Here is a 12,018-nt window from a genome sequence, read left to right on the forward strand (position 1 = left end):
AATACCACCAAAGTCTATTATGAAAATTAAAGCCATTATTGTTGATGATGAATCAGGCGGTCGTCGTTTGTTAAAAAAATTATGCAATCGTTATTTATCAGATAAAATCGAAATCGTTGATGAGTGTAATTCTGTTGCTTCGGCTTTAATTTCGATAAAAGAGAAAAATCCACATCTTGTTTTTCTGGATATTCAAATGCCGGATGAAAACGGTTTCGAATTGCTTTCTCAATTTGAGAACATTCCTTTTGAAATCATTTTTACGACAGCTCATAAAGAATTTGCAATTGAAGCAATTCGCAAAAGTGCTTTAGATTATCTTTTAAAACCAATTAATTTTCAAGATCTTAAAACAGCTATTAACAGGCTTGAATCTGTTTTAGAAAAAAAGCTCAACACAAACCGATATCAGTTATTGGCTGAAAATTTAAGTCAGCCTACTTCCGGGAAACAAAGAATTGCATTTCCTAACAAAACTGGTTTTGAAATAATTCATATAAATCAAATTATCTTCTGTAAATCTGATGGCTCTTACACTTTCATTCAAACCACAGAACAACAACACTATACCTCAAAATCCTTTAAAGAAGTAGGTGAATTATTAGAATCTGAAATCAATTTTCTAAAAGTACACAGAAGCTATTTGATTAATACCGAATATGTAAAGAATTTCAAGTCTGATGTTTATGTTTTAGAAATGACTTCCGGCGACGAAATTCCTGTTTCAGACAAATCATTTAATAAAAAAGAGCTTATTGATGCCATCACCAAATAAGATTCTTTTTCAGCTCTTTTTTCTTTTTAGTACATTATTTACTTTTGGTCAATATTTTCCATCTACAAATTTCACAACTTCAGATGGCTTGCCTAATAATGCGGTTCGTTCTCTGTTTTTGGATTCAAAAAACATTTTATGGATCGGCACCGAAAATGGTGTTTCCAGAATGGAAAACGGAACTTTTACCACCATTGATGAAAGCAACGGTTTGGGACATAATAGTTGTTGGGATATTAGTGAAGATTCTGATGGAAATATGTGGTTCGCCAGTTATGGCGGAGGCGTAAGTAAATTTGATGGTAAAAAGTTTACGGTTTTTACAACCAAACATGGACTTCTTGCAAATAAAACAAGAAAAGTTTTCCCTTTTAAAGGCAAAGTTTATGTTGGTACAGAACAAGGCGTATCTATAATTGACATCAAAACAAACAAACTTATAACTCCAAAAGTTCCGCCGCATAAAGAAGATTTTATTTCTATAGCCTTTGTTGAATATAATGGTATCGTATATTTTACTTCAACCTTTGAAGGTTTATTTAAAATTGATGAATCAACTTCCGTTCCTCGTATTGTACCTGTCATTTTGCATAAAAACTCGTATTCGTTAGGTCTCTTTGGTTCCACACTTTATAGCGGAAACGAAGGTCATATTAACAAATTTGACTTTGAAAAAATTTCAAAAGGTGACAAATCGGCTGTAAATTTTGGAAAATCTTTTGTGTGGCAATTTGCAAAAGATAAAAGAGATACCATTTTTGCAGCAGCTTGGGGCGTATATACACCTGACGGAGGACTTTATACTATTGGAGAAAATAAAATGACGGATGTTTCTGTCGCATACGGAATTGATTCTAAAGTATTATTAAATGTTGTCTACGATCAATTTAACGATATACTTTATGTTGGTTCTAACAATAATGGAATTTATCAGGTAAGACTGAATAGAATTATCAACTACAACTCTTTTGAAAGTTCAGCCATTATAGATTTTGAAAGTTTCAACGATGCTAAATTAGTTTTAGAAACCCGAGGTATAAAAGTTCTAAACTCAAAACAACAGATTATAAAATCAATTTCACTTGAAGATTTTAAGAAAACTGAAATGAGTTTTTATAAAAAAGGAAAAAATATTTTTAGTAAACAATCACCAGAATCAAGAGATTTTGAATTGAATTTTAATATTCCGGCAAATGAAATTGAATTTTACGAAATTGTAAAAAATCAAAACTCTTTTTGGATTAACAGCAATATTGGAATTTTTGAAATTGATAAAAACTATAAACTAATTAATTATTTACCTAAACACAGTTTAAAAATTGGTTTTACATACGATAATAAACTAATCGAAACTATTACCTATGCAGGAACCCGAGTTTATGAAAACTTAAAAACACTAGAAAACACTCATTATTCAAAGTTCGAAAAAAACACTCCGCAATACATCGTAAAAATCCTGACGAACAATAACAAAACGTATCTATTATCTGTTTTTAATGGCTTATACGTCTATAGAAATGGTGAATTCCAATCGTATTTAGCTGACGGAATCTGGAAAGAAAAAAAGTTTAAGCACATTACAAAAAACAATAAAGGTCAACTTATTTTAGCGGCTGAATTTGGTGATGTTTTTGTCGTTGACGATTCCAAATCTTTTAAAGTCTTAAAAACGATTTCGAAAAAACAGATTATCGGAAGTACCATTTTGTTTCTCGAATCTTATAAAGATTTTATTCTGATAGGAACCGAAAAAGGAATCAATATTTATAAAGATGGTATTATCAGACTAATTGATAAAGAGCAAGGTTTAAAAGATTGCAGCATTACAACGTCTCAAATTTTTGACAATACCTTATGGCTTGGAACAAAAAAAGGTTATTATACCATAGATTTAAACCGTTTGATTGCCGCTCAATTGACCGTTTCTGAAATCGGAATCAGCAAAATAGCAATCAATAACATTCCATTAAAACCTTCAGCATATAAATGGTTTAGATACAATCCAAAGCAGTTAATTTCAGATTACAAACACAATTCTTTTTCAATAGATTTTGTTCCCAAAGGGCATTCATTTCCTAACAAATTAAAATTTAGGTATCGATTAAATGAAAATAATCGCTGGAGCCCTTATAGCGAAAAGACCAATTTATTTTTACCGTATCTTCCTTCCGGAAACTACAATTTAGATATTGAAGTTTTTGATATGAATGCCGGAAAATCAAGATTTTTCAGCATCCTGCAAATAAAAATTCAGCCTCCATTCTGGTTAAGCTGGTGGTTTATCACCATAGTAATTATTGTTTTATCCGGAGTATTGATTTATATCTTTATTCGGATAAAAAGGAAATCGAATGAAAAAATCATCATTCAGCGTCGTATTGCAGAAACGAAACTTGAAGCATTATTGAGCCAAATGAATCCGCATTTTACTTTTAATGCTATGAATGCCATTCAGGATTTTATTGTAAGCAGCGATATTGACAACTCGTTACTCTATATAAGTGAATTTTCAAAATTAATTAGAAAAACACTGGAAAATTCATCCAAACAACTCATTACGATCGACGAAGAAATAGAATATCTGGAAGCCTACATCACGATCGAAAACATGCGTTTTGACAATAGGATAGATTTTGAAATTAAAATCTCGGAAGAAGTTGATACTTGTTTTACAAAAATCCCAACAATGCTTTTACAGCCTTTTGTTGAAAATGTTTTTGTACACGCTTTCAACGAATCCAGTATCGCTCCGAAATTGATCATTTCGTTTCAAATGATTTCAGAAACTATTCTGGAATGTAAAATAATAGACAACGGAATGAGTTTAAATGCTTCCAAAAAAAACAAACTCCATCAATCAAAAGGAATTCAGTTAACCAAAGAGCGGCTTTCTCTTTTGCAGGATTCTAAGAACAATTCTATAGAAATTTCCTTTACAGAAAATCAGGGAACAATTGTAACTATTTTGTTACTGGTTTAATATTTTTTAATCTTCATTGAAAAGCACTTGTTATTTGACAGGTGCTTTTTTTGTTTATAAACTAAAAAGGTATTTTGGTTTTAAATAAAGATGCCTTTATAAGTTAAAATATCAAAAATCGATGGTTATTTTATTTTTGAATTTTAATTATAAAAATTTAAAGTATGTCAAATTTTTATTGCGATTGCTTTTATAAAAGTAACACAAAATCGACCAACTAAAAATGAATTCTATAAAAAAATATAGTATGTCTATAAATAATTCAATACTGACAACAATTGTCAGTTTAAAAAGATAATTTGCAACAATTATTAACATTTTAAAATAAAATATAAATGGAAACAGAGTTCGATCAGCAAGGTTATGAAGATGCATTCAAAAAATCATTTGATGAAAAACATGCAGAATTTGAAAAAATTACCAATCAAAAATTAATTATCAGCCTTATTGGTAGCGTAAATGCTGGAAAATCAAAAACAATAAATGTTTTAACTGGAATTGACTACACAGAAGTAAAAGCACATGCAGGCTGGACTAAAGAAGTTTCGCTTTATGAATTAAATAAAGGCGTATATATAGCTGACACTCCCGGATTATTTGACATTAATACTGATGTAAGTAAAAAAGCTTCTGATTTTGTAGCGAATAGTGCCGACATAGTTTTATACTTTTTAAACGCAGGTGTTGGAGCTACTCAGCACGATAAAAAAGCTTTCGAAGAGATTTCCTCCTTAGGAAAACAATCATTAATTGTTTTAAATAAAATTGATTCTTTAGAGAAAAATGAAGTTACCGACGTAATTAACCAAGTAAAAAAAGAGTTTGGTATTTTTCCAATTCCAATTTCATCAAAAACTGGAGAAGGTATTGAAAATCTAAATAATGAAATAGTCAAAATCCTTGAAACAAATGGAAAAGATTTAATGTTCTTAAAAATTTCTAAATTTAAAGAGCAATCTGTAAAAAAGTGGATTAATGCTGCAACTGCTACAGCTTTTGGAATTGGAGCATTACCAATTCCAGGTTCTGACATAGTAGCACTGTCAGCATTACAAACAGGTCTAGCCTTTAAAATAGCATATATTTATGACATTAAGCCTACAAAAGAAGATATAATGACTCTTGTTGCAGCAACAGTTACCGGTAGCATTGGAAAACAAATTGTTAGATGGGGAATAACTGCCTTAAAATTAGCCGGTTGGATTCCAGGCGCTCAGCTTTTAGAAGTTGCAATTTCAGCAATTGCTGCAACAATTGCTGCCTCATTGACATATGCTTTTGGCTGGGCATCTAATGCTTATTACAAAAGTGGAATGGTCCTCGATCTAGGAGAAGTTGGTAAAATATTTAAAGAAAAATATGAAATGTATAAAAGAGAAAATGAGGAGGCAAAAGCATAACATTTTTAACAACAGCTTTCAATAATATTGTAAGTTCACCAAGAGAATAAAGACTTACATAAATAAAGTCTTTATTCTTTTATAACTAATTCAGTAATTCTCAAACCCATTTCTCAACTCCTCCTTAATCTGATCTGCAAGCCATTTTGGTTCTATCACTTTAACCAGACTACCATATTTTAAGATTTGTTGGTTAAACTCAAAATTAGGATGAATACGTAACTCAATATCAAAAGTATCTAAACAATCCTTATTGATTTCTTTTTGAGAATTATGTATAGGAAGTGAAAGCACGTAAGGTTTTTGCGAGATATGAAATGAAAGTTTTATTGTTTGTAATTTATGATCCGCATAATTTAGACCAACGACATTTCTAAATTTCTCTTTTGCTTCTTGAGTTTTCTCTTTGAACTTCTTAGTTCCTAACTTGATATTTTCAATTCTGTCAATTCCAAAAGTTCGATATCCTTTTTTTGTTTCACCAACCACATACCATCTGTTCTGATACTGTTTCAGGAAATAGGGGTTAAGTAAATATTCTTCTTTTTTAAGATGATAAAAACTTTCATGAATGAAACTTATAGGCAAGTTTTTTTGAATAGCTTCTAAAACAATTTTAAAATTGCGAATAGATCCTGTTATAGCTTTTGTTTCAAATTCAACTAATGAGAGTGGATTTACTTTATCTTCAAAATTAGACGTAAAAAGCTCAGCTGATGCTAATATTTCAATATGATTTAAAAAAGATTCCGTATTACTACTTTCTCTTTCGTCAATAAAATAACCCCCAATTTTATGATCAAATGTAATTTTTATCCCATAAATAATAAATAATTTATCAATAAGTCTATAAAAAGTGCGCTCACTAATTTCAGGTTTTGTAATACCTAACTTGATAACTAATTGTCCTATTTTTTGATAAGGCCTCTTCGTTAAGGTATCAATCAAAATACTAGTTTGTGCTACCTGTGTTGAATTAAGAGGTTTCTGCTCTTTGTTTTCTTTTTTCATACTTCAAAAATAGAAAAACAAACTGACAATTACTGTCGTTGTGGCCTTATTTAGTACTGACACAATTTGACAGTACTGAATTATATTTTTACAGCCTAAATTTAAAATAAGTAGTATGAAAAATCTTTTCAAAAAACAAAACACAGAAATGGATTTCAGCAATTTAACTCCCATTATAACTTCAGGAGCCACTGCCGGAATAGCTATTGCAAATCATCTTGGTAAAAACCCGCAAACCGGAGGCCTTATTGGTGTTGGTCTTTCGCTATTAGTAACAGGATTAATAACCGCTTTAGATGAAGAAACTTTGGTGGAGAATTCAAAAAACTAATGTAATCATCATTTATCAAAAAGTAAAAAATAACCGGACGCAAGTCTTAAAATCCTTTAAAATATGTTATTTCAATTATTATTAAATTTTATCGTTTTTATCATAAAATGTGTTGTTTGGATACTTTTTGTGTTAGCCGCAATACCATTCGGTATTTATATGTTTTTAAACGAATACTTTCCCGTTTTTACACATGAGGGAGGTTTCTTGTTCTGGTTTGTCTTTTCAACTTCATCTTTAATTGGTTTTATTGTATTATGGAAACCTATCACGTGGATTGTCGGGATATTACAAGTATTAGGAATTGGAATGGAAGACTAAAAAACTTTAATATTGAAAAAACGCTGGCCAATCTAAGTCAGCGTTTTTTTGTTACTAATTGTAACATAAAGTTTTGCTATCGAGCACTAAAAGAACAAATCAAAGTGGTAACTTTGCGTTTTGCTCAAAATTATGTTAGAAAAAGACAATACTATTGAAGTTCTTGGTGCAAGAGTTCATAATCTTAAAAATATAGACATCTCTATTCCGCGTGAAAAACTGGTTGTAATTACCGGTTTATCAGGTTCAGGAAAATCATCTTTGGCATTTGACACCATTTATGCTGAAGGCCAGCGTCGTTATGTTGAAACTTTTTCGGCATACGCCAGACAATTCCTTGGTGGATTGGAACGTCCTGATGTTGATAAAATTGACGGACTTTCGCCAGTAATTGCGATTGAACAAAAAACAACCAGCAAAAGTCCGCGTTCGACTGTTGGAACGATTACTGAAATTTACGATTTCCTTAGGCTTTTGTACGCTCGTGGAGCAGACGCTTACAGTTACAATACTGGAGAAAAAATGGTTTCCTATTCTGATGAGCAGATTAAAGATCTGATTATTCAGGATTATATAGGAAAACGAATCAATATTTTGGCTCCGGTTATTAAAGCGAGAAAAGGACATTATGCCGAATTATTCCAGCAAATTACCAAACAAGGATTTTTAAAAGTCCGTGTAAATGGCGAAGTTCAGGATTTGGTTTCCGGAATGAAATTAGACCGTTACAAAACACACGATATAGAAATTGTGGTGGACAGAATGCAGATTGAAGATACACCTGACAATCAGAAAAGATTGGCTGAAAGTATCAATACTGCGATGCATCATGGTGAAAATGTCCTGATGATTTTAGACCAGGATTCTAATGAAGTTCGTTATTTCAGCCGAAATTTGATGTGTCCTTCAACTGGAATTTCTTATCAAAATCCGGAACCGAATTTATTTTCTTTTAACTCTCCAAAAGGAGCTTGTCCGCATTGCAACGGATTGGGAACTGTGCATGAAATCAATGTTAAAAAGATTATCCCAAACCCGAAATTATCAATAAAAAGTGGTGGTTTTGCTCCGCTTGGTGAATATAAATCTTCCTGGATTTTCAAGCAATTAGAAACTATTGGAGAAAAATTCGGATTTAAAATTACCGATCCAATCGAGAAGATTCCTGAAGAAGCCATGACTATGATTTTGTATGGCGGAAAAGATAAATTTGCCGTCAACTCAAAAGATCTTGGTGTAACCAGAGAATACAAAATTGATTTTGAAGGAATTTCTAATTTCATCAAAAATCAATATGATGAAAGTGCTACAACCAGTATCAAACGATGGGCAAAAGATTTTATGGATGAAATTCCTTGCCCGGTTTGTGAAGGTTCCCGTCTTAAAAAAGAAGCTTTATTTTTTAGGGTTAATGAAAAAAATATCACTGAATTGTGTGATATGGATATTTCAGACCTGACAACCTGGTTTTTAGATTTAAACAATCATTTAACCGACAAACAGCTTTTAATTGCTTCTGAGGTTGTAAAAGAAATCAAAGACCGTTTGAACTTTTTAATGAATGTTGGGTTGAATTATCTGGCTTTAAGCCGAAGTTCAAAATCACTTTCCGGCGGTGAAGCACAGCGTATCAGATTAGCAACACAAATTGGTTCTCAACTGGTTGGCGTTTTATATATTTTGGATGAACCGAGTATTGGTTTACATCAAAGGGATAATGAAAAACTGATTCAGTCATTAGAACAATTACGTGATATTGGAAACTCAGTTATTGTTGTTGAGCACGATAAAGACATGATCGAAACAGCCGATTATGTAATTGATATTGGTCCGAAAGCCGGAAAATATGGAGGCGAAATTATCAGTATAGGAACTCCAAAAGAAACTTTAAAATCAAACACAATTACCGCTCAATATCTGAATGGTAAAATGAAATTTGACATTCCGAAAGAAAGACGTAAAGGAAACGGAAAATTCTTAAAACTAACTGGAGCAACAGGAAATAACTTAAAAAATGTCTCCATTGAGATTCCGTTAGGACAAATGACCTGTGTAACGGGAGTCTCGGGAAGTGGAAAATCGACATTGATTAATGAAACACTTTATCCTATTTTAAATGCTTATTATTTTAATGGCGTAAAGAAACCACAGCCTTATAAAAAGATTGAAGGTTTAGAAAATATTGATAAAGTTATCGATATTGACCAAAGTCCGATTGGGCGTACACCGCGTTCTAATCCGGCAACTTATACTGAAGTTTTCTCGGAAATTAGAAATCTTTTTACGATGACTTCAGAGAGTATGATTCGAGGTTATAAAGCAGGACGTTTCAGTTTTAACGTAAAAGGCGGACGATGTGAAACTTGTGAAGGTTCTGGAGTAAGAACCATCGAAATGAACTTTTTACCGGACGTTTATGTAGAATGCGAAACCTGTCAAGGGAAACGTTTTAACAGAGAAACATTGGAAATTAGATACAAAGGAAAATCTATTTCGGATGTTTTGGATATGACAGTTGATGAGGCAGTTCCATTTTTTGAGAACATTCCAAAGATTCACCGAAAAATCAAAACGATTCAGGATGTTGGTTTGGGCTATATTACGCTTGGACAACAAAGTACAACACTTTCCGGAGGTGAAGCACAGCGTATTAAACTGGCCGGAGAATTATCAAAAAAAGATACCGGAAATACATTTTACATTCTGGACGAACCTACAACAGGTTTACACTTTGAAGACATTCGCGTTTTGATGGAAGTCATCAATAAACTGGTGGATAAAGGAAATACAATTTTGATAATCGAACATAATATGGACGTCATCAAACTTGCCGATTATATTATTGATATTGGTCCGGAAGGCGGAAAAGGCGGCGGACAATTAGTAGCTAAGGGAACTCCTGAAGAAATCGCTAAGAATAAAAAAAGTTATACGGCGAAGTTTTTGAAAAAAGAACTAGAGTAGAAACAACATCTTTGTCAAAGTTTTAAACTTTGACAAAGATTTACACATTTCAATAATTTAACAGTAATTATTTTATATTTTAGCTTCAAAAAAGCGAAATATGAAAACCACCGTATTATTTATTATAATATCGATATTCTCACTTAACTCCTATTCTCAGTCTCAAAAAGACAGCCTCAATAAAGTTGTCCGAGAACGAATTAAAAACATAAAGGAAGATCAATCTGATAATCCTTATTACAGCCAGCAAGAACTCGAAGACAATTATAAAAACGAAATCAATACCTTCCTGGCTTTGGCTCAGCCAAGTGAAAACAGTGATTTAGCAAATCATTTTAAGATTTATCTGGAGAAAAAACTTCTCAAAAAAATAGACTTTTCTACAATTAAATGGTCTACTTTTTATAAAGAAATTTCAAAGAATAAAACTACTCTTAGCGTTCGATTAACTTTTGAATTAAGTAAAACGGGGAAAGCAACAAACTGCCATATCAATGCGAAGGACAAAGAATTAGAGAAAAAAATTATTGAAGTTTTCAAAAAGTTTCCATTAGAAAAACTGGGATTGAAAGAGAGTGATAAATCAGGGAAAATCAGTGTGCAGTTATTTACTAAAGAAGATAATGAAGTTGTTGTAAAAGCAAGCCAATTTGCTGTAGTTGATGTACCTCCAACACTAAAAGGATGTGAAGATGCGTCGTTATACTGGCAACTTAACAAATGTCTTTATGATAAATTATATGATTACATCCTAAAAAACATTTCATTAAAAACACTAAACAATCAAGAATTAAGAGGCGAAATCATATTCAGACCACGATTTACAATTAATAATAAAGGAAAAATTGTAAACGTAAATTCTATCGCACCAAACAAAGTCATTAAAGACGAAATTGATCGTGTTATATTATCTTTTAATGAAATAATAGAACCTGGTAAAAGAAATAATGTTCCTAAAAATACCTATTGCGATACGTTCCGTACTATTACAATAGAAAACTTGAAATAGTAAATTTTCTTTATAAAAGGCCGACAATCAAATCATTTATTGAAATTACGGAACATCCTATTTCAAATTCATAATTAATGTCGAATCTAATTTAATTCATTGATAATGAAACGAAAAACTCAAATTCGTCATTATCGTAACATTAGATTTAGATTATAATTACTGTTTTCCATAACAATTCTGGAAAAAAGAGTTAATTTAGTGTCCGCTTTTTTTGAAAAATTCAAGGTTAAAAGAGAGATCTTTCAATTAAACCAATTATTTATTTGAAACCAACTGCCCTAGCCCTGATGGAAGCGGCATCCTTTTGTTTTGGGGTTCAAAACAAAAGATATAGCGGACAGCAGGAACGAGCTCCTCATTTCAAATACGATAAAAAAATATAGAATAACATAATAAATTAAAATACCTAAAATGAGATTAGAAGATTTTGATAATGATGAAGATAAAGTAATTCAGGACCGTTTAAAACAAAAAACGTGGAATGAAATTAGAACCAATGACAGCTGGGCAATTTTTAAAATTATGTCTGAATTTGTAAACGGCTACGAAGCGATGGGACGTATTGGTCCATGTGTTTCTATTTTTGGTTCTGCAAGAACAAAACCAGATGATAAATACTATCAATTGGCTGAAAAAATTGCTTATAAAATTAGCAAAGCGGGTTACGGCGTAATTACAGGCGGTGGTCCCGGAATTATGGAAGCCGGAAACAAAGGCGCTCATTTAGGAGGCGGAACTTCGGTTGGTCTGAATATTGAACTGCCTTTTGAACAGCATTTTAATCCTTATATCGATCACGATAAAAACCTGAATTTCGATTATTTCTTTGTGAGAAAAGTAATGTTCGTCAAATATTCTCAAGGTTTTGTGGTTATGCCTGGTGGTTTTGGAACTTTGGACGAAATGTTTGAAGCCATCACTTTGATTCAGACTAAGAAAATTGGAAAATTCCCAATTATTCTGGTTGGTGTTGAATTTTGGTCTGGTTTGATCGAATGGGTAAAAAATGTTTTAGTAGAAAAAATGCATACTGTGAGTCCGGAAGATTTAGATTTATTCAAGATTGTGGATACAGAAGATGAAGTAGTAGATGTTTTGGATAAATTCTACAAGAAATACGATTTAAGTCCGAATTTCTAAATATTCTTAAACCATATAAGCGATATAAGAAATTGTAAGTTTGCTCTTGAAGTATCGTAATTCAAATACACTTACATAACTTAT

At 31.8% G+C, this 12,018-nt stretch carries 9 protein-coding genes; 8 read left to right on the forward strand and 1 reads right to left on the reverse strand.

Features of this window, described 5'->3' with window-relative positions:
- Window positions 1-19: 19 nt before the first annotated feature.
- The 3 genes from ACFS3A_RS18105 (at window position 20) to ACFS3A_RS18115 (ending at window position 5,155) form a co-directional block, all read left to right on the forward strand.
- Window positions 20-775, forward strand: a complete 756-nt coding sequence (locus tag ACFS3A_RS18105; RefSeq protein WP_379826975.1) for a LytR/AlgR family response regulator transcription factor — start codon at window positions 20-22, stop codon at window positions 773-775.
- Window positions 759-3,755, forward strand: a complete 2,997-nt coding sequence (locus tag ACFS3A_RS18110) for a sensor histidine kinase (RefSeq protein ID WP_379826976.1) — start codon at window positions 759-761, stop codon at window positions 3,753-3,755. The genes ACFS3A_RS18105 and ACFS3A_RS18110 overlap by 17 nt, the downstream gene beginning before the upstream one ends.
- A 335-nt stretch (window positions 3,756-4,090) precedes the next feature.
- Window positions 4,091-5,155, forward strand: a complete 1,065-nt coding sequence (locus ACFS3A_RS18115; protein ID WP_379826977.1) for a GTPase — start codon at window positions 4,091-4,093, stop codon at window positions 5,153-5,155.
- A gap of 90 nt (window positions 5,156-5,245) precedes the next feature.
- On the opposite strand, the gene ACFS3A_RS18120 is transcribed toward ACFS3A_RS18115, so the two are convergent.
- Window positions 5,246-6,166, reverse strand: a complete 921-nt coding sequence (locus ACFS3A_RS18120; protein ID WP_379826978.1) for a helix-turn-helix transcriptional regulator — start codon at window positions 6,164-6,166, stop codon at window positions 5,246-5,248.
- 115 nt (window positions 6,167-6,281) lie between these two features.
- Here ACFS3A_RS18120 and ACFS3A_RS18125 point away from each other — a divergent pair, with 115 nt between their 5' ends.
- From ACFS3A_RS18125 to ACFS3A_RS18145, 5 genes are all read left to right on the forward strand, one after another.
- Complete coding sequence (locus tag ACFS3A_RS18125) at window positions 6,282-6,497, forward strand: hypothetical protein (RefSeq protein ID WP_379826979.1); 216 nt, start codon at window positions 6,282-6,284, stop codon at window positions 6,495-6,497.
- 159 nt (window positions 6,498-6,656) lie between these two features.
- Entirely contained in the window at window positions 6,657-6,818 is a 162-nt protein-coding gene (locus ACFS3A_RS18130) for a hypothetical protein (protein ID WP_379826980.1), read from the forward strand.
- A 132-nt stretch (window positions 6,819-6,950) separates the two neighbouring features.
- Window positions 6,951-9,782, forward strand: coding sequence for an excinuclease ABC subunit UvrA (gene uvrA / locus ACFS3A_RS18135; protein ID WP_379826981.1), 2,832 nt, complete (start codon window positions 6,951-6,953; stop codon window positions 9,780-9,782).
- Between the two features lie 100 nt (window positions 9,783-9,882).
- Window positions 9,883-10,791 carry a hypothetical protein gene (locus ACFS3A_RS18140; RefSeq protein WP_379826982.1) on the forward strand — a complete coding sequence of 303 codons (909 nt, stop codon included), beginning with the start codon at window positions 9,883-9,885 and terminating at the stop codon, window positions 10,789-10,791.
- A 414-nt stretch (window positions 10,792-11,205) separates the two neighbouring features.
- Window positions 11,206-11,934: an LOG family protein gene (locus ACFS3A_RS18145; RefSeq protein WP_379826984.1), complete on the forward strand. Its 729-nt coding sequence runs from the start codon at window positions 11,206-11,208 to the stop codon at window positions 11,932-11,934.
- Window positions 11,935-12,018 lie beyond the last annotated feature (84 nt).

The sequence above is a fragment of the Flavobacterium notoginsengisoli genome, from assembly GCF_042686225.1.
Taxonomy (GTDB): domain Bacteria; phylum Bacteroidota; class Bacteroidia; order Flavobacteriales; family Flavobacteriaceae; genus Flavobacterium; species Flavobacterium notoginsengisoli.

Bases quoted from the DNA above. Each gene is read 5' to 3' on its own strand.
- ACFS3A_RS18105 (WP_379826975.1), top strand. From the start codon at position 20: ATGAAAATTAAAGCCATTATTGTTGATGATGAATCAGGCGGTCGTCGT.
- ACFS3A_RS18110 (WP_379826976.1), top strand. From the start codon at position 759: ATGCCATCACCAAATAAGATTCTTTTTCAGCTCTTTTTTCTTTTTAGT.
- ACFS3A_RS18115 (WP_379826977.1), top strand. From the start codon at position 4,091: ATGGAAACAGAGTTCGATCAGCAAGGTTATGAAGATGCATTCAAAAAA.
- ACFS3A_RS18120 (WP_379826978.1), bottom strand. From the start codon at position 6,166: ATGAAAAAAGAAAACAAAGAGCAGAAACCTCTTAATTCAACACAGGTA.
- ACFS3A_RS18125 (WP_379826979.1), top strand. From the start codon at position 6,282: ATGAAAAATCTTTTCAAAAAACAAAACACAGAAATGGATTTCAGCAAT.
- ACFS3A_RS18130 (WP_379826980.1), top strand. From the start codon at position 6,657: ATGTTTTTAAACGAATACTTTCCCGTTTTTACACATGAGGGAGGTTTC.
- uvrA (WP_379826981.1), top strand. From the start codon at position 6,951: ATGTTAGAAAAAGACAATACTATTGAAGTTCTTGGTGCAAGAGTTCAT.
- ACFS3A_RS18140 (WP_379826982.1), top strand. From the start codon at position 9,883: ATGAAAACCACCGTATTATTTATTATAATATCGATATTCTCACTTAAC.
- ACFS3A_RS18145 (WP_379826984.1), top strand. From the start codon at position 11,206: ATGAGATTAGAAGATTTTGATAATGATGAAGATAAAGTAATTCAGGAC.